20 protein-coding genes are annotated in these 21,084 nt (G+C 69.9%); 7 read left to right on the forward strand and 13 right to left on the reverse strand.

Features of this window, described 5'->3' with window-relative positions; all coding sequences use genetic code 11:
* Positions 1-61 precede the first annotated feature (61 nt).
* The 3 genes from U3653_RS08285 to U3653_RS08295 form a co-directional block, all read right to left on the reverse strand.
* Positions 62-529: a tetratricopeptide repeat protein gene (locus U3653_RS08285; protein WP_195079039.1), complete on the reverse strand. Its 468-nt coding sequence runs from the start codon at positions 527-529 to the stop codon at positions 62-64.
* 153 nt (positions 530-682) lie between these two features.
* Complete coding sequence (locus U3653_RS08290) at positions 683-1,567, reverse strand: amidohydrolase family protein (RefSeq protein WP_195079040.1); 885 nt, start codon at positions 1,565-1,567, stop codon at positions 683-685.
* On the reverse strand, positions 1,564-2,616 hold the full coding sequence (locus U3653_RS08295; RefSeq protein WP_195079041.1) for a nucleoside hydrolase: 1,053 nt from the start codon (positions 2,614-2,616) through the stop codon (positions 1,564-1,566). Before U3653_RS08295 ends, U3653_RS08290 begins: the two co-directional genes overlap by 4 nt.
* A gap of 117 nt (positions 2,617-2,733) precedes the next feature.
* Here U3653_RS08295 and U3653_RS08300 point away from each other — a divergent pair, with 117 nt between their 5' ends.
* On the forward strand, positions 2,734-3,309 hold the full coding sequence (locus tag U3653_RS08300; RefSeq protein WP_195079042.1) for a TetR/AcrR family transcriptional regulator: 576 nt from the start codon (positions 2,734-2,736) through the stop codon (positions 3,307-3,309).
* A gap of 46 nt (positions 3,310-3,355) precedes the next feature.
* Here the strand turns inward: U3653_RS08300 and U3653_RS08305 are convergent, their stop codons facing one another.
* Positions 3,356-4,696 (reverse strand): CoA transferase, encoded by a 1,341-nt coding sequence (locus U3653_RS08305; RefSeq protein ID WP_195079043.1) that lies wholly within the window; start codon positions 4,694-4,696, stop codon positions 3,356-3,358.
* Between the two features lie 566 nt (positions 4,697-5,262).
* Between U3653_RS08305 and U3653_RS08310 the strand changes: the two genes are divergently transcribed.
* Both U3653_RS08310 and U3653_RS08315 read left to right on the forward strand, forming a co-directional pair.
* Entirely contained in the window at positions 5,263-5,805 is a 543-nt protein-coding gene (locus U3653_RS08310; protein WP_195079044.1) for a hypothetical protein, read from the forward strand.
* A gap of 452 nt (positions 5,806-6,257) precedes the next feature.
* Positions 6,258-7,016, forward strand: a complete 759-nt coding sequence (locus U3653_RS08315; RefSeq protein ID WP_195079045.1) for a thioesterase II family protein — start codon at positions 6,258-6,260, stop codon at positions 7,014-7,016.
* A gap of 10 nt (positions 7,017-7,026) precedes the next feature.
* Here the strand turns inward: U3653_RS08315 and U3653_RS08320 are convergent, their stop codons facing one another.
* From U3653_RS08320 to U3653_RS08330, 3 genes are all read right to left on the reverse strand, one after another.
* Positions 7,027-7,413 (reverse strand): DUF2784 domain-containing protein, encoded by a 387-nt coding sequence (locus U3653_RS08320; protein ID WP_195079046.1) that lies wholly within the window; start codon positions 7,411-7,413, stop codon positions 7,027-7,029.
* 46 nt (positions 7,414-7,459) lie between these two features.
* A complete protein-coding gene (locus U3653_RS08325; RefSeq protein ID WP_195079047.1) occupies positions 7,460-8,890 on the reverse strand; it encodes an SDR family NAD(P)-dependent oxidoreductase in 1,431 nt (476 codons plus the stop codon).
* 98 nt (positions 8,891-8,988) lie between these two features.
* On the reverse strand, positions 8,989-9,921 hold the full coding sequence (locus tag U3653_RS08330; RefSeq protein WP_195079048.1) for an alpha/beta fold hydrolase: 933 nt from the start codon (positions 9,919-9,921) through the stop codon (positions 8,989-8,991).
* 340 nt (positions 9,922-10,261) lie between these two features.
* Here U3653_RS08330 and U3653_RS08335 point away from each other — a divergent pair, with 340 nt between their 5' ends.
* The 3 genes from U3653_RS08335 to U3653_RS08345 all read left to right on the forward strand — a co-directional run bounded on the left by U3653_RS08335 (position 10,262) and on the right by U3653_RS08345 (position 13,269).
* On the forward strand, positions 10,262-11,407 hold the full coding sequence (locus tag U3653_RS08335; RefSeq protein WP_195079049.1) for an acyl-CoA dehydrogenase family protein: 1,146 nt from the start codon (positions 10,262-10,264) through the stop codon (positions 11,405-11,407).
* The gene (locus U3653_RS08340) at positions 11,391-12,053 is read left to right on the forward strand and encodes a TetR/AcrR family transcriptional regulator (protein ID WP_195079050.1); all 663 of its coding nucleotides are present in this window, start codon (positions 11,391-11,393) and stop codon (positions 12,051-12,053) included. The genes U3653_RS08335 and U3653_RS08340 overlap by 17 nt, the downstream gene beginning before the upstream one ends.
* Before the next feature lie 463 nt (positions 12,054-12,516).
* Positions 12,517-13,269 (forward strand): DUF4190 domain-containing protein, encoded by a 753-nt coding sequence (locus tag U3653_RS08345; protein ID WP_195079051.1) that lies wholly within the window; start codon positions 12,517-12,519, stop codon positions 13,267-13,269.
* 6 nt (positions 13,270-13,275) lie between these two features.
* On the opposite strand, the gene ligD is transcribed toward U3653_RS08345, so the two are convergent.
* The 5 genes from ligD to U3653_RS08370 all read right to left on the reverse strand — a co-directional run bounded on the left by ligD (position 13,276) and on the right by U3653_RS08370 (position 17,267).
* On the reverse strand, positions 13,276-14,277 hold the full coding sequence (ligD, locus tag U3653_RS08350; protein ID WP_195079052.1) for a non-homologous end-joining DNA ligase: 1,002 nt from the start codon (positions 14,275-14,277) through the stop codon (positions 13,276-13,278).
* Positions 14,274-15,359, reverse strand: coding sequence for an ATP-dependent DNA ligase (locus U3653_RS08355; protein WP_195079053.1), 1,086 nt, complete (start codon positions 15,357-15,359; stop codon positions 14,274-14,276). The genes ligD and U3653_RS08355 overlap by 4 nt, the downstream gene beginning before the upstream one ends.
* A 120-nt stretch (positions 15,360-15,479) precedes the next feature.
* Positions 15,480-15,881 carry a cold-shock protein gene (locus U3653_RS08360; RefSeq protein ID WP_195079420.1) on the reverse strand — a complete coding sequence of 134 codons (402 nt, stop codon included), beginning with the start codon at positions 15,879-15,881 and terminating at the stop codon, positions 15,480-15,482.
* 32 nt (positions 15,882-15,913) lie between these two features.
* The gene (locus tag U3653_RS08365) at positions 15,914-17,014 is read right to left on the reverse strand and encodes an SPFH domain-containing protein (RefSeq protein ID WP_195079054.1); all 1,101 of its coding nucleotides are present in this window, start codon (positions 17,012-17,014) and stop codon (positions 15,914-15,916) included.
* 19 nt (positions 17,015-17,033) lie between these two features.
* Positions 17,034-17,267 (reverse strand): NfeD C-terminal domain-containing protein, encoded by a 234-nt coding sequence (locus tag U3653_RS08370; RefSeq protein ID WP_067799437.1) that lies wholly within the window; start codon positions 17,265-17,267, stop codon positions 17,034-17,036.
* Between the two features lie 121 nt (positions 17,268-17,388).
* Here U3653_RS08370 and U3653_RS08375 point away from each other — a divergent pair, with 121 nt between their 5' ends.
* Positions 17,389-20,451: a tetratricopeptide repeat protein gene (locus U3653_RS08375; RefSeq protein WP_195079055.1), complete on the forward strand. Its 3,063-nt coding sequence runs from the start codon at positions 17,389-17,391 to the stop codon at positions 20,449-20,451.
* On the opposite strand, the gene U3653_RS08380 is transcribed toward U3653_RS08375, so the two are convergent.
* The gene (locus U3653_RS08380; protein WP_195079056.1) at positions 20,439-21,068 is read right to left on the reverse strand and encodes a TetR/AcrR family transcriptional regulator; all 630 of its coding nucleotides are present in this window, start codon (positions 21,066-21,068) and stop codon (positions 20,439-20,441) included. The two genes, U3653_RS08375 and U3653_RS08380, sit on opposite strands and share 13 nt — an antisense overlap.
* Positions 21,069-21,084 lie beyond the last annotated feature (16 nt).

The raw sequence follows: 21,084 nt of genomic DNA on the forward strand, positions 1-21,084 counted from the left end.
ACTTCGAATCACGCCGATATTCGAACACACATTCCCGCGGTCGTGGTGTTCGCCTCTGCGGTCATCCGATGCCGGCTCGGCGCAGCTGTTCGGCCACCTGCTCCAGTCCGTCCCTGATCAGCTGTCCGTACTCGTCGTCGCCGAGCGCGCCGATCGTCTCCCGCGCACGCTGGAGGTGCTCACGAGCACGATCGAGATCGCCCAACTTGCGATAGCACTCACTCAGATTGAGGTGAAGCGAGGGACGCAGGCCGGCCACCGGAAGCGACACCCCCGCTTGTGCGACCCGCGCATCGGTGATGAGGTCGGCGGCCGCCAGCGCTCGCTGGTCCCAGATCAGCTCCTCGTGCACGTCGTCTTGCACGTCGGCCATCGCGTGCGCGAGCGTGCAACGCTGCAGGGGGTCCCCTTCCTCGCCGCCGATCTCGTCCCAGATCTCGGCGAACTGGCGACGAGCGGCCTCCCGCTCGCCGCTGTGGCTGAGCTGCACGGCCTGACCGATCCGGATGAGCGTCGGATCCGTGATCATTCGAGGCTTCCTTCCCTGCACCATCTTGCGACAGCGGCCGTATCGCAGCTTTGCGGCCGAATAGCGTTGGCCTCCAAGTAAATACGGTCAACCTAGCAGCGATGATCCGATTTCGGCTACCCAGGTGTGGCAACCCGAGCCGGTCGAAACCGGCTATGCGAGGCCGAACAGCGCCGCCCCGTTGTGGTGACAGACCCGCCGCAACCAGTCGTCACCCAGATCGAGCCGTTCGAGCGCCTCGATCGAATGACCATAGGAATGCGGGATGTTGGGGAAGTCGCTACCGAACAGGATGCGGTCGGCGAAGGCGCGCAGCCTGGCGCGCTCGTGCACCGGGAACGGGGCATCGGCCTCGGAGAAATCGGTCCACACCATCGTGGTGTCCAGCCGCACGTCGGCGTACGTCTCGGCCAGATCGAGGAATTCGGAGTACTCCGGCGTGCCCATGTGCGCGACGATCAGGCGCAGGCGCGGAAAACGCCGCAGCACGCCGGCGATCGGTTCCGGCCCGGTGTGCGTTCCCGGTGCGGGGCCGGAACCGCAATGGATGACGATCGGGACGCGCGCGTCCTCCAGCAGGCCCCACACCGGGTCCAGCAGCGGATCGCCCGGATGGTAGCCGCCGACTTGGACGTGTGCTTTGAAGACGCGGGCGCCGCGCTCGACGGCCTCCCGTACGTAGCTCGCCGCCCGCGGTTCGGGAAAGAACGTGGCGGTGTGCAGGCAATCGGGGGTGCGCGCCGCGAAATCGGCGGTCCATTCGTTCAACCACGCGGCCATGTCCGGCTTGTGGGGATACACGAGAGCGGTGAACGCGCGAACCCCGAAGTCCCGCAGCGTCTTCAAGCGAACCTGCTCGTCGGCGCGATAGGTGATCGGCCAGGTGCGGCCGATCAGCGGGCCCGCCGAGTCGAAGTACGCCCACACCTTCCGCAGGACCTGGTCCGGCATGAAATGCGTATGGACATCGATGATCCCGGGCAGCCCGAGCCGGTCGCGGAATCCGGACAGGTACGTCGTCTCGTCGGCGTCGCTCATCGGACCTCCTGCGTCGCGGGCGGATGCACCGTGCACGCGAGGTCGCCGACCCGCGCGATCAGTCGCTCGAAGAACAGCTCCTGGTCGGTGCCGATCACGATCTCGGCGTTGGGCTCCCGGCCCCACATGCCCGTCCAGTCGGCGACCGTGGTCGCGCGAGTGATGGTGCCCGCCAGTTCGACGTCCACCGTCGCCGGGCGGGTGCGGGCCAGCGCCGGGTCCAGCGCCACCGCGGCCGCGAACGGATCGTGCATATGGGCCACGTAGCCCAAGTCGTAGCCGTGGTGGAAGTCGAAGTAGAACCGCACGGCATCGGTGACGTACCGGACGATCGGATTGCTCGCCGATGAACGGGCCTCGGGCGGATCGGCAGGGGAGACGACCTCCACCGGGTAGCTTTTCGCGCGTTCGGCGAGGCGGACCAGATGCTCGGGCCGCATCTCGATGGTCTCGGTGATGTCGAGCGCGCACACGATCGGCCGACGTTGGGCGGGGGCCGCGGCGAAGGCGTCGAAGACCTCCTTGGCGGCCTCCGGGTCGACGTGCACGTTCCACTCGTTGGTCGGTGTCGTGTTGCCCGGGTGGTTGAACGCGCCGCCCATGATCACCAGGCGGTTCAGCAACAGCGGCAGCTCGGGTTCGATCCGCAAGGCGAGCGCGAGGTTGGTCAGCGGCCCGGTGCACAGGCCGACGATCTCGCCGGGATGCGCGCGCACCAGATCCGCCCACATCCGCGCGGCCGATCGCGGCGAAAGGCGGCGAGGCGACGGGGGAAGTTCGGCGTACCCGATGCCCTGGGGTCCGTGCGTGTCCTCGGTGGTGCGCAGCGGGATCGCAAGCGGTTCGGCCGCGCCGAGCGCGACCTCGATGTCCGGCGCGTGACAGACGTCCAGCCAGGCCAGATTGTTCGCCGCCACCTGCGCCGCCGCGACGTTGCCCGCGGTGGCGGCGATCCCGGTGATCTCGGCCTCGGGGGAGCCGAGCAGGTACAGCAGCGCGAGCGAGTCGTCGATGCCGGTGTCGACGTCCAGGAGGATCTTCTGCCGCACGGCACGAGACTAGCGAGCGGGGGCGCCGGTGTGACGCCGAGGTGTCGATAGCTCGGTGATCGCAGGTGATAGGACATACGTCTAGTACGTATGTCTAAGACGTTGTAGCCTCGGTACATGGGAAATCGCGAGGATCTGCTGGCGGGAGCACGGAAAGTCATCATCGAGCGGGGCGTCGCCAAGGCGACCGCCCGCGACATCGCCTCGGCGGCCGGGGTGAGCCTGGCGGCGATCGGCTACCACTTCGGCTCCAAGGACCAGTTGATCACCGAGGCGCTGACCGACTCGCTCGGCACCGCGATCGGTGACAGCATGGAGCGGAAGATTCGCGAGGGCGGCGGCGCCGCGCCGCTGGCGGCGTTCGCCGCGCTGTGGAACGGCATGCCCGCGGTGTTCGCCGAGAACCACGACAGCATGCTGGCGAGCATGGAGAACCTGGTCCGCGTCGCCCGCTCGCCGCAGTTGCAGAAGTTCTTCGCGCAGAGCCTGCCGGGGGCCTACCGGGACATCGCGGACGCGCTCAGGCAGGCGCACCCGCGGCTGAGCGAGGACCAGGCCGAGGCGATCGCCGAGCTGTATTTCGTGCTCGTCCAAGGGCTCGGCGTGCTGCGGACCATCGCGCCGGAAGCGAACCTCCCGGACGGCGACCGCCTGGCACAGGCGGTCGCCGCACTGACCGGGGGCGAGGGCTAGCGGCCCGTTCGACGACGGAATCCCCGCGGCGCCCCGGCCGGACGGCTCAGTGCGCGGGCAGTGGCCAGGCCGGACGGTCCCCGCCGTAGGCGGGCGCGGGCCAGGCGTAGTCGGAGTATTCGGCGAGCACGGGCGGCGCGGTGAGGACCTGCCCGTGCCGTACCCCCAGCGCCGCGTTCGGCTGCGCGGCCCCGGGGTGACGCGGTGTGCGGTCCGGCGCGCCGAGCAGCCAGGACGCGGTGCGGGCCAGGGCCACGCGCACGTCCCGCCCGGCACCGTCCTGGCTACGGGCGACCAAGGCGTCGATCACACCGGCGGCGAGCAGATAACCCGACGCGTGGTCGAGCGCCTGCGCGGGCAGCGCGCCGGGTACGGAGGGCGCGCCCTCCAGGATCGAGATGCCGGACGCGGCCTGCACGATGCTGTCGAAGCCACGCCGCTCACCCCACGGACCGGATTCACCCCACGCGGACACCCGCCCGTGGATCAACCCGGCGCGGGCGGCTGCCCGTACCCCGGCGCGTTCCAGCGCGCCCGGCCGGTATCCGGTGATCAGCACATCGGCGGCGGCGATCAGGTCATCGATGCCGTCGGTGCGCAGATCGACCAATGTCGAGCGCTTGCCCTGACAGGTGTCGGCGAACTGCCAGGGGATCTCCGGCATCTGCGGCGGGTCGATCCGCAACACCTCCGCGCCGAGCAAGGCCAGCGCCCGCGTGGCGACCGGGCCCGCGATCACCCTGGTCAGATCGAGCACACGCAATCCACGCAGCGGCTGCAACGGTGTCGCGCCCGCGGGTAGCCCGGCCTCCCCGCGGTCGGCGCGCGGGTCGATCGCGACCAACGGGCCCGCCGCCGCTGCCTGTCCCTCCGGGCTCGCGGTCCACTCCTGCTCGGTGCGGACCCGGACGGCGATCGCGCCCTGCGCGGCGGCCAGGTTCTCCAGGTCGGAAGCCCGGATCATGGCCATCTGGGCGACGGCCAGGTCGACGGGTGCCGAGTCGGGCAGGCCGAGCGCGGCGAACAGCCGAGCCCGGTGATGGGGATAGTTGGCGTGCGTGCGGACCCATCCGTCGAAGGTCGGGAAGAAGCCGGAGAGCTCGGCGAACGGTGTCGGCACGCGGTCGCCGATGCGCAACAGCCGCTCGCTGGAGAAGGCCGCGGTGATGCGCTCCGGATCGATGCGATGCGCCACGTGCTCCAGACCGCGTGCGGCGCGCATGCGGTTGGCCGCGGCGGTGAGCGCCGCGACCGAACCGGCGGCGAGCGCCCACACCGGCAATGTCGCGGCGAGATTGCTACCCGGATCCGGCGCGGGGGAGATGCGCGAGGCGGTGACACCGATACCGGCCTCGTAGTCCTGGACGAGCCGTGCGTGCGTGTTCACTCGCTTCAGCCTAGTTGCCGTCGCGGCGAACTCGGGCGCCGTGGTCACCGCGACCACGGCCGGTGTGGACCTCGGTCGCCGTGCCGCGGCGTCGTTCTGTGGCGTCACCTGCGGTGATTCGTGTCGGAGCCCAGCGGGCCTCGCGCGCGGGCGCGAGGCGACTCGATCCGGCGGTGCGGTCGCCGCCAGGATGGCGCGCTCGTCCGGGTCTGGCCCGCCGGGTCGCTCGGACGGCGACCACCGATTCGCCCATGAACGCCGCCGAGGTAGCGGGTGGAATGCTGACGAGCGCGGGCGTCCGCGCGGATGCTTCCTGGTTCCCCGCGCTGGACCGGAATTCGACACTGCTCGTGCGAAACAGTCTGTGCGAGCGCTTTTCTCGCCAGTGAGGATAGTGGCGGGCGCGGAACCGGAGGCTTCGGCCAAGATGTCCCCATGCTGCACCGCAGCACCCGGCGCGGTGACGCCGCGCCGATCCGACGACTCGCCCGTCACGTGCGGGCAGAGGGGCAGAACACGGCCGGTCGTGCCGCATCGCGGCGCGGCGGCCGTAGGTGAGGTCGACGATGACGAACGTCTACGCCGGAAGCGCGGAATACACGGTCCCGGCGATCAGGAAGAAGCCGGGTTCTGCCGCGCGGGAGCGGGTTCCGGTCTTCGGTATCGACCTGCGGCCGCGCGCGGCTCTGCTGCCCGACCGGGTTCGCACCGCGCCCATCACCCTCGACTACGAGCTGATGGCCGTGCAGGACGCGCAGAACGCCGGATACCTCCGGGAGATCCAGGACCTCGCCGCCGAGCGCGCGGCGCTCGGGACCGCCGGTCACGACCAGGCGACGCGATTGCGCGTGCGGCAGCTCGAGGCGGCGCTCGCCGCGGCGGCGACGGACGCGATCGCGGCGGGAGTCGCCGCGGACGACGTCGATCGCGCGCGGGAGTACGGCCGCGCCGGCGCCTACTGGGCCGACCACCCCGCACACCGCTACCTCGGCCGGATCGCTCAGCTCACCGACGAAATGGATTCTCGCTCAGCGGAATTGGCCGACTGTCGGCAGCGGATCATCGAACTCGAACAGCGGCTCTCCCAAACCGGCCCCGGCGAGGTCTGAGCCGTTCGGCACGCCTGGCGCCGTAGCAGCCTCCGCGAACAGTGCCCGCGTCGGTACAGAGATCCGCTGGCCTTCGTGCCTGAGCGGCCTCGGCGGCACGGATCATGCCGCGGATCCCATCGAGCCGGATGCCGCAGCGCCGCCAGTGCGGTTGTGTGCTCGGCCCGATCGGCCCCGGCGGGCATGCGCCGATCGATCCGCCGCCAGCGCCTTCGTCGCGGCGGTCGTCCTGACCGGTGACGCGGACGCGTTCCCCCCCCCCCCGACCGAACCCGGGGATCACGACTTCGGCACCGCTGGGTCGGATTGTGATCGCGGCGCGCCGATCGCGGTCATACCCGGCCGCGGTGACCTCGGGTTCGTGGCGGCTTCGACCCGGTCCGGCAGCCGGGGCGACTACCGTGGTCTGGTCCGGCCGCGCGGCGGGACCGGCGACCGAAGGGAGATCGAACGTGGCAGGCGGCGACACCGGCTCGGAGTGGTTGCGGACCCTGCGCTCCGCCGCGAACGCGCGGCATCACCTGCTGTGCTTCCCGCCGGGCGGGGGCTCGGCCACGGCATACCGGGATCTGGCCCAGCGGTTCGGTGCCGGCGTCGAGGTCTCCGCGGTCCAGTACCCCGGGCGGCAGGACCGGTTGGGTGACAACCTGATCACCGACCTGATCACGCTGGCGGATCGGATCGCCCATGCGGTGCTCGCGCAGGACCGCAAGGAGCCGCTGTCGTTGTTCGGGCACAGCATGGGCGCGACCGTGGCCTTCGAGACCGCGCGCGAACTGGAGCGCGCCGGCCGGCCGGTGCACCACCTGTTCGTATCCGGCCGCCCCGCACCGGCATTCGAGGAGACGAAGCGGCTGCACCTGGCCTCCGACGACGCCCTCATCGACGACCTGGTGCTGCTGGCCTCCGATCCGGCTCCGCTGGAGATGCTGCGCGCCGAGCCGGGCCTCGCCGAACTCGTGCTGCCCGCCGTGCGCGCGGATTACCAGGCGGTCGAGACCTATCGCTATCAGCCGGGAGAGCCGCTGCGCGCCGATATCGCGGCGCTGGTCAGCACCGAGGACCCGACGATGCGGCCCGAACAGGCCGACGAATGGCGAGCGCACACCAGCGGCGGATTCGACCGCGCGACGTTCCCCGGCGGGCATTTCTATCTGGACGAGCACGGGGCGCAGGTGGCCGAATTCGTGGGCCGTCACCTCGGCGCCTGAGCACCCGTGGTCAGCGCGGTGCGTGCGCACCGGCCGGGGCGGCCCGTCGGCGCAGCGCCGAGACGTAGCCGAGCCAGGACGCCACCACCAGCGCCGCTACCGTCGCCCGCACCAGTCCGAGGGCGCTCTCGGGGTAGATCACGCCGGTGAGATAGTGGTCGATGAACCCGCTCGACGGCAGCCGCTGCTCCCCGGCGCGCTCGCGGGCCCAGTTCTCCAGATGCGTGAGGGGACAGTCGAAGCCGAACACGATCGTGCTGAAGCCCCAGCAGACCGCGAGCAGGTGCAGCCAGATCGTGCGCCCGAAGCGCCACGCGAGGAATCCGCCGACCACCACGTAGGCCACGAAAGCGAAATGCGTGACGGCGGTGGCGTCGGCCAACAGCCGGTACAGCACGCCTCCAGCGTAGCCTTCCCCGGCGCGGCGGAGCCCGTCTCGGCGGCTACCACGGGGAGGGCTGGTAGTCCTTGAGGAAGCAGCCGAACAGATCGGTGCCGTTCTCACCCTGCACGATGGGGTCGTAGACCCGCGCCGCACCGTCGACCAGGTCCAGCGGCGCGTGGAAACCCTCCTCGGCGAGGCGGAGCTTGGTGTAGTGCGGGCGCTCGTCGGTGATCCAGCCGGTGTCGACCGCGGTCATCAGGATGCCGTCCTGCTCGAACATCTCCCTGGCGCTGGTGCGGGTCAGCATGTTCAGCGCCGCCTTGGCCATATTGGTGTGCGGGTGTCCAGGGCCCTTGTACGCGCGGGAGAACTGCCCTTCCATGGCGGAGACGTTCACGACGTACTTCCGGCGCGCCGCGGCGGCGGCCATCGCCGGGCGCAGACGGGAGACCAGGATGAACGGCGCGACCGAATTGCACAGCTGCACTTCCAGCAGTTCGGTCGGATCCACTTCCGCGACGGTCTGCACCCAGCTGTTGGTGTGCGCGAGGTCGGGCACCAGGCCGCCCGCGTCGATCGCCACGCCGCGCGCGATCCGATCCGGCGTCGCCGACCCGGCGACCAAGGCCAGTTCGGCGACGTCGGCGGCGGTCAGCGCCGGGGTGAGCGAGGCGGTCAGCGCGGTGGGGTGCGCCTGCATGGTCTTGCCGAAGCTGACCACTTCCGGCAGCGCGCCCGCGGGCAGCGGTCCCGATTCGGCCTCGACCAGGGCGCTGTAGGCGCCGGGGGAGCGGCGCACCGTCTGCGCGGCGTTGTTGATCAGGATGTCCAGCGGGCCCTGGGCGGCGACGTCGTCGGCCAAGGCGACCACCTGGGCCGGATCGCGCAGATCGATGCCGACGATGCGCAACCGGTGCAACCAGTCGGCGCTGTCGTCCATCGCGGCGAAACGGCGGATGGCGTCGTTGTGGAAGCGAGTGGTGATGGTGGTGTGCGCGCCGTCGCGCAGCAATCGCAGCGCGATGTACATCCCGATCTTGGCGCGGCCGCCGGTGAGCAGGGCCCGCCGCCCGGTCAGATCGGTGCGGGCGTCGCGTTTGGCGTGGCTGCGCGCCGCGCACTCCGGGCACAGCTGGTGGTAGAAGGCGTCGACCCGGGTGTAGCGCTGCTTGCAGATGTAGCAGGGGCGCGGGCGGATCAAGGTGCCAGCGCTGGCTCCGTTCGTGCTCGAACTGATCGGGATGCCCGCCGTCTCGTCGTCGATCCGGTTCGGTGAGCCGGTCGCGGTCGCGGCGACCACCGCGCGATCGGCCGCCGACACCGCCGCGCGCGCATCGGAGCGGCGCCGCTGCTTGAGCTTTTTGAACATGTGCCCGACCGCTCGCTGCACCGCCACCGAGTCGGGGTGATCCTTCTCCAGCGCTCCGGCCTGCTCCAGGACCCGAAGACAGGTCGCGAGGTCCTCGGGATCAATCATGCTCTCGGCCATCGGGGGTGCGGACATCCTTCATCGAGCTGGGCAGACGACCGGCCCATTGTCGCAAACCCGCCCACCCGGTCAGCCACGCCCCGGCCGGTAGGCCCCGCTCAGTTGCTGCGCGGGGTGATCGCCGCGCGGTCGGCGCGCAGATCGTCGACGAAGTTGGCGATCGCCTCCGCGACCAGCAAGGGCTCGGTGATCGGCAGCCAGTGATCCGCCGGGACGGCGCGGCGCCACAGCTTGTCGACCCAGCGCGCGGAGGCGTCGTAGACGGCCGCAGGGACGAACGGATCGGTGGTGTCGACCAGCAGCTGAACCGGCACCGCGGTCCGCCGTACCCGCGGCGTGCCCAGGTGATGCAGCAGATTCGCCTGCGCGATGCGCGCGCCGGCGAGCAGATCGCCGCGCCAGGTGGGCGCGATCCGCGCGGGCAGCGGCGCGACTGCGCCGAGCCTGTCCACGAGCAGGGCGCGCACCCGGGGCGGGGTGAGCCTGCGGGCCATCGGACCGGGCCTCAGCGCCCAGCGCGCGCCGTGCAACCACCAGCCCGGGTCGCGGAGTTCGCGGGCCGCGTGGGGCGCCAGCGCGCGCAGCCACAGGCCGAGATGATCGAGATTCGGGCCCGCGATGGCGGTGAAGGAGGCGATGCGGGTCTTGGCCCGCTCGTCGCAGACCGCTTCCCACAGTTGCACCGCGCCCCAGCCGTGGCCGCACGCGTGCACCGGCCGGTGCGGGCTGGCGGCGTCGATCACCGCGAAGAAGTCCTCGGCCAGCGTGCCGAGGCGATACTGCGCCAGTGCTGCCGGAACGGCCGATTCGCCGTGGCCGCGCACGTCGTAGGTGATGACCCGGAAGCCGTCGGTCAGCAGGGCGGCGACCGTCGACCACACGCGATGGGTATCGGTCAGTCCGTGCACCAGCACCAAGGGCTCCCCGGCGGCATCACCCCATTCGAAGACGGCGAGTTCGGCCCCGTCGCGGTCGACCGTCCAGGCGCGGTCCGGCCGGGGCGTTTCGGTGGTGTCGAGCAGTTCGGTCATGTCCTTACCTCATTCGCTGCCGGCTACCGATCCGATGACACGTCGCCGTCGTGCCCAACGTCAGTAATTCCGATACGGACACTACGAAGGATTGACCCATGGAGGGAAAGGTGAAACGCCCGAATATGGCGCAGCTCACCACCGGTGACGCGGCACGGGCGGCGGTCTTCCCGGCCGGCCGTCGCACCGCCCGCCTCCGCTTCCGGCCGGGCCTGGTCAACCGGAGGGGCGAACGGCGGCGGCGACCGCGCACGCCACTTGTTGACAACTCGCCAATAGTTCGGGAATCTGGGGCGGAAACCGGCACGGGGCCGGACCGGAGCTAGCAAAGGATCGAGCGATGGCGCGCGCGGCGTGGAGTGACGACGAGGTCGAGGCGGTACGAGACCTGGCGAAGACCTTCTTCGAGAAGGAGGTCGTGCCCCATGAGGAGAAATTCGTCGCCCAGGGGCACCCTGATCGCGCGCTGTACAACCGGGCGGGTGAACTCGGCCTGCTGTGTCCGGCGATTCCCGCCGAATACGGTGGCGGCGGCGGCACCTTCGCGCACGAGGCCGCGATCATCGAGGAGCAGGCGCGCGCCGGGGACGGATCGATGGGCATCCCCGTGCACAGCTCGATCATCGCGCCGTACCTGTACGAGTTCGGCTCCGAAGAGCTCAAGCGGCGGGTGCTGCCCAAGGCCGCCAGCGGCGAGATCGTGCTGTCCATCGGCATGACCGAGCCGGGCACCGGATCGGACCTGCAGAACATCAAGACCCGCGCGGTACGCGAGGGCGACGAGTACGTCATCACCGGCTCGAAGATCTTCATCACCAACGGCTGGCTCTGCGACGGCATCATCATCGCCGCCAAGACCGACCCGGCCAAGGGAGCGGCCGGTGTCTCGCTGATCTTCGCCGAAGTCGGCGACGACACCCCCGGCTTCAAGCGCGGGCGCATCCTCAACAAGATCGGCGGCAAGGCCCAGGACACCGCCGAGTTGTTCTTCGACGGCCTGCGGGTGCCCGCGTCCAACCTGCTCGGCGCCGCCGAGGGCCAGGGCTTCTACCAGATGATGCAGATGCTCGCGCAGGAACGCCTGGTCACGGCGATCATCGCGGTCGCCATGATGGAGAAGGCGGTGCAGCTCACCGTCGACTACACCAAGGGCCGCGAAGCGTTCGGCAAACCGCTGTTCGCGATGCAGAACACCAAGTTCGAACTCGCCGAGTGCGCGACCATCGCCAAGGTCTCGCGCACCTTCCTCGACGACTGCATCGGCAAACACCTGCGCGGCGAACTCGATATTCCCAGCGCTGCCATGTCGAAGTACTGGCTGACCGATCAGCTCGGTATCGTGGTTGACCGCTGCCTGCAACTGTTCGGCGGCTACGGCTACATGACGGAGTATCCGATTTCCCAGCTCTACACCGGCGCCCGCGTCCTGCGCATCCTCGCGGGCAGCAACGAGGTGATGAAGGATCTCATTGCCCGGTCTCTCTGACACCAGGAGCGCGGCCGCGGACGGTGGCGCCGACCCGGCGCTACCGCGCCGCCGCAGGCTCGAACCCGACGAGCGGCGCGCGCAGATCCTCGCCTGTGCGATCGAGATGTTCGGCGAGCGCCCCTACGCGGCCGTCTCCACCGCCGAGCTGGCGCAGCGCGCCGGTGTGGCGCGCGGTCTGATCAACCACTATTTCGGCAACAAGCGCGATCTCTACCTCGCGGTGGTGCGGCGCATGGTGACGTTGCCCAAGCTCGACACCATGGTGGTGCCCACCGGCAGCTGGCGGGAGCGGGTCGACGCCAGTGTGCGCTGGCTGCTGGACACCATCGCCGAGCACGGCAGCACCTGGGTGAAGGTGACCAGCCACGAGGGCGTCGGCGACGATCCCGAAGTGCAGCAGATCCTCGACGCCGCCGACGACGCGGCGGCCGAGCGTCTGCTGCTGATGGTCGGCCTCGCCGATTCCGCGCACGACGCCGAACTGCGCGCGATGGTGCGCGCCTACGGCGGGCTGGTCAAGGTCGCGGGCCGGGAATGGATCACCCGCGGCACGCTCACCCGCGCGCAGGTGCACGAACTGCTGTGCGACATGTTGCTGACGCTGGTCACCGAATCGCTGCCCAAGGTCGACCGCAGGCAGTGAGCTCGCGCCGTCGGTGGCGAATCGGGCGCAGGGCGCGCGGTACGAGGTGATGTCCGGCGAACCGGGGCCGTCGCCGGTGATTCGCGGCGCCGCGCTCACCTGTCCCGGCGACGCAGAACCTTGGGGAGCCCTACTCGGCGCGGGAGGGACCGGCGTTTGTCTTCGAGCAAATCTTCGGCCCCAACGCGCCACCGCGGAGTAGCCCGCCCGGTCGACGTCGTCTTATCCGCCACGAATCTTCCTCGGAAGGCTGCGGTCAGGACGGTGGCCTGTCGACCAGCATGGTCCCCGGCTAATACATTCGCGCGAGTTGCGGCACCATGGTTATCACGGCCCGATCACAAGAATTGGACACTTCGAATCAACTTTTCGCCGTGCGCGCCCTATTCTGTGTCGGTATATCGGGGCGGGTCCGGGCAGTCCGAGGTTCCTGCGCGGTGTGTTGGTGTGGAGAGGGACCTGAATGACACGGGCAGAACGGCGTGATGCTGATCGCTGGCCGCAGGCGCAGCCTGCGGATCGCTGGTCGGAGCCCGAGCCCGACGGCGGCTGGGACGACGAGGACGAGCGCTGGCCCGAGCAGCCGCCGAGTCGCCGCAGGACCGGGCGACTACGGGTGGAGATCCCGCCGATCGTCAATCCGTACGCGATCGTCGCGCTGGTGGCGGCGCTGCTGGGACTGTTCCCGGTCGCCATCGTGTTCGGCTTCATCGCCTTCAGCCATCCGCGCGGCCGGGTCATGGCGATGTTCGCGTTGCTGCTCGGCGTCGCCGAGATCACCGCGGTGGCCGGGTTCGTGCTGCTCAGCGGCAACTGGCTGCCGGACGTGATGAACCGCCGAGCCGTGGTCGCGCCGACGCCTGTCGCGTCGATTCCCACGACCGTCGAGCGGCCGGTGGCGACGACGACGGCGGCAGCGCCGAGCCCTGCCGTGACCACTCCCGCGACGCCCCAGGGACCGGTCACGAAAGGTTCGTCGTGCACCGAGGCGCAGCTGGGTCAGATCGGCAGCGCCGCCGACGGCGGCACCATGATCTGTCTCAGCACCTCCGGGGGCTACCAGTGGGCGGGCCCGCACGTCGTCGCGACCGCCGTGCAGCAGGCGGGTTCGAAGTGCGACGCCTCGGGCGCGAAGACCGGGCGCACCGCCGACGGCCGAGCCCTGGTGTGCGAGGTGAGCGGCCGCAGCGGCACCTGGGTGCTGTGGACCGAGTAACGCTCGCTATTCGGCCTTCCTGGCGCGGCTCGGCTGCACCCTGGGCGGCTCGTTGGGCATCTTCGGGTATTGCGGGGGCCACGGCGCGTCCATGAGACCGGCCGCCATATCCCGTTCGGACATCTCCAGCAGCGGCGCGATCGACTGGGGCGCGCGGTCGGCCCACGGGTCGCCCGATTCGGCGTAGCGGGGCGGGACGGTCGCGATGGTCAGCTCGTCGGGCACAACCGAATCCAGATCCGCCCAGCTGATCGGCGTCGAGACCTGCCCGCCGACCTTCGGCCGCACGCACCAGGCGCCGAAAACCGTTTTGTGCGGCGCGTTCTGATTGAAATCGATGAAGACCCGGTTGCCGCGTTCTTCCTTCCACCACTGCGCGGTGATGTCCTCCGGATACCGGCGCTCCAATTCGCGCGCCAGCGCCACCGCGGCGGCCCGCACCTGATAACCGTCCCATTTCGGTTCCAGCGCCGAATACAGATGCAAGCCGCGCGACCCCGAGGTCTTGATCCAGGATTCGATGCCGAGTTCGGCGAGTAGATCCCTGGTGCGGATCGCGGCGTGCCGCAGATCGGCGAAGGTGATCCCGGGCGAAGGATCGAGGTCGATGCGCAGTTCGTCGGAGATCTCCAGATTGTCGGCGCGGTTGGGCCAGACGTGGAACCCGAGGCACCCCTGGTTCACCGCCCACAGGATGTGGGCGAGATCGTGGGCGACGAGCGCGTCGCTGGTGGTGCCGTTGGGTGTGGACACCTCCACGGTGCGCAGCCAGTCCGGCGCGGATTTCGGCACCCGTTTCTGGAACCAGGATTTGCCCGACGCCCCGTCCGGATACCGCTCCAGCAGCAGTGGCCGTCCGCCCACCACGTTCAGGAACGGTTCGGCGACGGCCTGGTAATAGCGCACCAGATCGAGTTTCGTCTCGCCGCGCTCGGTGAAATAGACCTTGCCCGGATTACTGATCGTGACGGTGCGGCCGTCGGTCTCGATGTCGACGGACTCGGTCATCGCGCGGCGCTTTCGCCGAACAGCGTGCTCAATTCCGCGGGCGCGACCTCGTCCAGCTGCGCGTAGGTGCACGACTGCGGCGTCCGGTCGTTGCGGAAGCGCACCAGCCTGCCGCCGTGGCGCAGCCGTCCCGACTGCACGTGCTCGTAGCGCACTTCCGCGACCAGCTCCGGGCGCAGCGCCTCCCAGGACAGGTCCTTGCCACCGGTCCAGCGGCTGACGCCGCCGGGCATCTTGCCCTCCGCCGCCGCCTGCGCCGCGGCATCGGCCCAATCCCGCCAGGGATGGTCGGCGAGCGCGTTCTCCCGCAGCGGCGCCAGCTCCTCGACCAGCTCCTTGCGCCGGGCCGCGGTGAAACTGCTGGCCACGCCGACGTGGTGCAGGCGGCCCTCGTCGTCGAAGAGTCCGAGCAGCAGCGAGCCGACCCCGGCCCCGTCCTTGTGCCAGCGGAAACCCGCCACCACGCAGTCGGCGGTGCGCTCGTGCTTGACCTTCAGCATGACCCGCTTGTCCTGGAGATAGGCCAGGTCGTCGGATTTGACCATCACCCCGTCGAACCCCGCGCCCTCGAAACGGGTGAACCAGTCCTCGGCCACGTCGGGATCGTGGGTGAGCGGAGTCAGGTGCACGCGCGCGAGCGCGGTGTCCAGGATCGTCTCCAGCAGCCGCCTGCGTTCGACGAACGGCTCCCCGGTCAGATCCTTGTCGCCGAGGGCGAGCAGATCGAAGGCCACGAAACTGGCCGGCGTCTCCGCGGCCAGCTTGGCGACCCTGGAGGCGGCCGGATGCAGGCGATTCTGCAAAGTGTCGAAATCCAGCCCCTGCTCGGTGACCACCACGATCTCGCCGTCCACCACGCAGCGGTCGGGCAGCGCCTGCTTCAGCAATTCGGCGACCTCGGGAAAATACCTGGTCAGCGGCCGGTCGTTGCGCGAGCCGAGCTCCACTTCGCTGCCGTCGCGGAACACGATGCAACGGAAGCCGTCCCATTTGGGTTCGTAGCTCAGACCGGGCTCGCGGGGCACCGCGGACACGGATTTGGCCAGCATCGGCCGCACTGGTGGCAGCACCGGTAGATCCACGCGATCCTCCTCGGGGTCGATCCTCACCCATACCGACGGAGCGCACGGACCGAACTCATCGGTCTGCGGCCTCGACTCGATCGTAGGCGGCGGTCCCGACAGGTTCGTGGACTTCGCCGGTCAGTTCTCCAGCCAGCCGTGCTGGTCGGCGAACGCGGTGAGCCGGTCGCGGATGGTGAGGATCTCCCCCGCGGTGAGCGCGGGGCTCGCGTCCAGCAGCAGCTCGGTGATCAGGCGTTTGTGCTCGGCGACGGTGAGCTGGCCCGAACCCGGCTTGTCCTTGCCCTTGTGCCGCGTGGGAGGCGCCGACGACCCACCGACCACACTCAGATTCACCGCCTTGGGTCCGCGGTCGCCCTCGGTCACCTCGAACTCGAACACCCGCCCCTGCCGCAACTCGTCCTCGTCCAGGCCGATGTCGTTGACGTGGACGAATACGTCGGGTCCACCGTCCTCCGGCCGAATGAATCCGAATCCCCGAGAGCTGTCGAACGACACCAATTTCCCGATGGACACCAACACCCGCTCCTCGTCGCCGTCGCTACTGGGCAACTTTAACGCGCCTTTTCGCCGTCGTCGGAGGAAAGCGCCTTTTGCAACGAGTTGAATACGGTGAGTCCTTGACCGACCATTCCGTTCACCAGTTCGCTCACTCCGTCCGGTCCGTTCAGCACGGTGAGATTCGCGTTCGACAACCCGTTCGAAGCCTGCCGCACGATTTCCGGAAGTTGTTCGATCAACAACTGATCCAGCGCGATCCGGTTGTTCGAGGCCGCCGCCTCGGCCTGGATGCGGGTGCGGTCGGCCTCCGCCTCGGCCAGGATGCGCACCCGATCCGCTTCCGCCTGAGCCGGTTTGACGACCTCGGCCTGCAACTGCTGCTCGCGCAGTTCGGCCTCCTTGCGCGCCTGCTCGGCCTGGGCGGTGAGCACCTCCTGCAGCGCCATCGCCTCGGCGAGCGGGCCCGCCTGCGCCGCCTCCGCGTTGGCCTTGTCGATGTCGCGCTGGTATTGCGCGCGCAGGATCGCGGTCTCGCGCTGATATTCCGCCTGCCTGCGCTGGGATTCCTGCTCGGCCTGCGCCGCCGCCTGCGCGGCCTGCGACTGCGCGATCTGCGCGTCGCGCTGGACGGCGGCATTGTGCGGCGCGGCGAGCGCGGCGATATAGCCGAGGTTGCCGTCGTCGATGGACTGGATCTGGAAGGAATCCACCCACAGGCCGATATTGCTCATCTCGACCTTCGATGCGACGAGCACTTCGTCGGCCAGTTTCTGGCGCTCCCGGATGATCTCCTCGACCGTCATCGAGCCGACGATCGAACGCAGGTGCCCGGAGAAGATGCGCCCGGTCAGCACCGACATCTCCCGCTCCTGCTCGGAGAGGAACCGTTGCGCGGCGTTCACGATGGACTGGGTGTCGTTGGCGACCTTGAACGCGATCACCGCGCGGACGTCGAGCTGGATCGCCTGCTTGGTGACGCAGCGCTCTTTGATCTCGGCTTCGAACATCGCCAGCGACAGATAGCGGACCTTGCGGAACAGCGGAACGACCCAGGCGCCGCGTCCGATGACTACTTTGAACGGCGCGTTGTCGCGGCTCTTGCCGCCGCTGACCAGCATCGCCTCGTCCGGGTCCGGCACGTGGTAACCCAGCACGTCTGTCTCCCTTGCTCTCTCAGGTTTCTGCCGCCGGGTCCGGGGTGAGCGGAATCCACGGGACGACGTCGACGACGCGCCCCGGATGGACCGCGATGACCAGCACGGCCGCACCGGCCGGAATCGGCTCGGTGGACTGTGCGATGTACAGCTCGGTTCCCCCGCGAATCGCGACCAGGACCTCGCCCAGCGTCCCGGCACCTCGGATCGGCGATGTGAGCGTACCCGTCAAACCCACCACCGGGTCGGTCATCGCGTGATCTCCTTCTTCCGGTCACCGGACCGTCACCCTACGTCTCCCGCAGCGTCTTTCGGTACCGGACCGGCGCGACGGCGCGGCGTAACGGCCGCGGCGGCGCGGGTATGTTTCTTGCATGGGAGGTCGGCTGGCGCTGGTGGTGGGGTCGGAATGCGCGGCGCTGGGCGAACTGGGATTCACCGAGGAACTCGCCAACGGCCTGTACGGCAGTCTGACCGAAGCGGGCGGATGGCGGCCTGCGATCGATCTGGACGGCCCGGTGCTCAATCCCACTGCCGCGCAACTGTTCGAGGCCGTCGACGCGGCCTTCACGGCGGCGGCGCAGCGGCAGGCGACCCTGCTGCTCGGCTTCATCGGGCACGGTGTGGCGACGAGCGCGGAGGACTTCTACCTGCTCGGTCACGATTCGCCCGGTGATCCCAACTCGCACAACGCCTTCCACCTGACCCAGGAGATCCGTGAGCGGCTGGACCGGGCCGCGCTGGACGGGCTGGTGCTGCTCGTGGACGCCTGCGAGGCGGGTCAGGGTGTGCAAGGCGCCGCGCGCCGGTGGACCGATCTGCTGGCGCAGTCGGGCGGCCGGATGGAACTGCTGGTCGCCTCCGGCGACGGGCCCGCGTACTCCGGCTGCTTCACCAGGACCATGCTCGCCACCTTCGACCTGGGCCTGCCGCTGCGCGGGGAGAACCTGCTGCCCTCGGACCTGGTCGATCCGATCGCCGTGCAGTGCATCCACCAACAGCCGCAGCATCTGTCGTTCAGCTCCGGTGCGGTGTCCACGACGCAGGGCGTCGACCCCGGACTGTGGCTGGTGCCCAACACCGCGCGCCACCGCGACGCGGTGAGCGGGCGCTCCGCCGCCGGGTTCGTCGATCAGCTCACCCGGCGCCTGCTGCTGACGCCCGATGTGCGCGAGCGTCTCGACGCGATCGTCGACGCGGGCAGCCACCGCCTGCGCGCGGTGCTCGGCCCGGCGGGCGTGGGCAAGTCCACGCTGCTGGCGATGCTGATCCGGCCCAGCCTCGTCGACGGGCTCGCCGTCACCCCCGACTACATCACCGCCGCGGTGTTCCTGACGGTGAACAGTTCGGTGGAATCCGTGGCGGCGGAGCTGGCCGCGCAACTCGACGCGCGCCTGCCCGGCTTCCGGGAGGCGGCGCGCGCGGCCAGGGCGCACCGGCCCAGGGACGAGTTCGACATCTTCGACATCCTGGTCCGCCGCCCGTTGGCCCGCCTGTCCACGGCGGGGCGCCGGGTCACCCTGGTGTTCGACGGGCTGAATCAGCCGCAGGAGGGAACCAGGCGGTTGCTGGTGGCCGCGATCGCCGATCTGACCCGCCGCGAAGATCTCCGGCACGTGCGCGTGATCGTCGGCATCCGGCCCGGCACCGGCGTCGAGGACGATCCGGGGCTGGCGCACATGTACCGGATCGACGTCGCCGAACCGGCGGCCGACGACATCGCGGCCGTGGTGGACTCCGCGCGCGGCACGGCGCCGCTGGGCCCGGTGGACTGGATCGGCTGGATTCAGCGCTTGCTGGCGGAGACTCCCACGGACGCGAGCGGTTCGCGGGTGGTGGCAGGCGGCTGGCTGGTCGCGCGCATGCTGCTGGAGGTCGCTTCGGGGCTGACCGACGGCGCGGTCGCCTCCGGGATCGGCCTCGACCGGGTCATCGCGCTGCGGGTGGAGACGGCGTTACGCGGGCTCGATCCGGAAACCACCAGTGACACAGCGACTTTGCTCGGTGTGCTCGTCGCGGCGGGGGTGGGTCCGGTGCTGCCGCTGGAACTGCTGGACGCGGCGCTGTCCTCGCTCGGGGTCGACCTCAGCGCCGCCAGGGTCCGCGACATCGCCGTGAACCTCGGCACCTTGGTCACCCGCAGTCATCCCGGCACCGTTCGCGAGTCGCTCGGCGTGACCCACGGTGCGTTCCTGCCCGCGCTGCAGGCGGAATGCCGTCGCCTCGGCGTGCGCATCGCGGACGCGCACCGCGCCCTGGTCGCGGCGATCCAGGCCGACGACAGCGACCCGGCCGCCGACTACGCGCGCGGCGCGGCCGTACGGCACTGCCTGGCCTACGGCGATTCCGCCTTGGCCGTCGACTTCCTGGAGAAACTGGAGACCGGCAGATCGGCCGACGACCGCGATCTGTGGGCCGCCTGGGCGCCCGACTTCGCCGAGTCGCTGGGGCCCGACCATCCCGACACCTTCACCACGCGGGAACGGTGGGCCTATCACCGCGCCGAGAGCGGCGACCTGGTCGGCGCCGTCGCCGATTTCGAGCAACTGCTCGCCGACCGGCTGCGTGTGTGCGGCCCCGACGACCCGGCCACCCTGGACACCCGCGACAGGCTGGCCAGCTACCGCGCGCGCTGCGGTGACTACGCCGGCGCGGGCGAGGAGTTCGAGCAGCTGCTCACCGACCAGCTGCGCCTGCTGGGGCCCGACCATCCCGAAACCTTGCGCACCAGGAACAATCTGGCGTCCAATCGCGGCGATGTCGGCGATTTCGCCGGGGCGATCGCCCGGTTCCAGCAGTTGCGCGCCGACCGTGCCCGCGTGCTCGGCGCCGACCATCCGGACACCTTGCGCACCCGCAACAGCCTGGCGTACTGGCGGGCAGGCAGCGGCGATCTCGCGGGCGCGCGGGCGGAGTTCGAGCAGCTGGTGGCGGACTACCTGCGCGTGTTCGGCGCCGACCATCCCAACACGCTCGGCGCGCGCAACAACCTCGCGGCGTTCCGCGCGCGCAGCGGTGATCTGGCCGGGGCGGGCGCCGAGTTCACCCGCCTGCTCGACGATCGGCTACGGGTGCTCGGCCCCGACCATCCCGACACCTTGCTCACCCGCGGCAAACTGGCCGCATACCGCGCGGACAGCGGTGACCTCGCCGGCGCGATCACCGATCTGGAGAAACTGCTCGGCGACCGGCTGCGGGTGCTCGGCCCGGATCATCCGGACACCTTCGACACCCGCAACGAACTCGCGGGCTGCCGCGCCCAGCACGGCGACCTGACCCGCGCGGTCGCGGAACTGGAGGTGCTGCTGGTCGCGGAGCTGCGTGCCCTCGGCCCCAATCACGCCGCCACCATCCGGACGCAGAGCACCCTGGCGTACTGGCGAAACCGATCCGGGACCGACCGTCCGGACGCCATGCGGTGCGGTCAGCAACGGTAGAGCGAACGGTAGACGGTGAGCATCGCGAGGCAGTGCTCGATGATCTGCTCCCTGGTGGCGCGCAGCGAACCGTTCAGCCACGCCGAGAACATGCCCGCGTTCCCGCTGGCCATGGTCACGGCCGCCAGCCTGCGCTTGACCGGGTCGTCGATGTGGGCGAACAGATGGTCCTGCATGATCCGGGTGAACACCGGCATCACCGCGAAGGTGGTCTGCCCGAGCCCGGTGCTGGAATACGGCTCGACCAGGAACAGCCGCGATTTGCGCGGGTCGGCGAGCACCTTGTCCACCAGGATCTCCGACAGCGCGCGGTCGCGGGACGGGTCGTCGGTGGCGGCGAAGGCCGTCATCGGTTCCAGGAATTCCTCGGCGACCTGACGGTAGAGCACGTCCAGCAACTCGTCGCGGCTGGCGAAGCTCTCGTAGAAATAGCGGTCGGTGAGATTGGCCTTGCGGCACACCGCCCGCATGGTGACCCCGCTGGCGCCGGACTCGCCGATCAGATCGAGCGCCGCCTCCAACAGCGCAGCCCGCCGCGTCTCCCTGCGCTCGGTGAGCGTCGTCCCACCCCAGATCCGTGGGCCCCCGTCGTCGTCTGCGTCCTGACCTGTCTGCACGGCCCAACGATAGTGC

Source organism: Nocardia implantans, assembly GCF_035544775.1.
Classification (GTDB): Bacteria; Actinomycetota; Actinomycetes; order Mycobacteriales; family Mycobacteriaceae; genus Nocardia; species Nocardia implantans.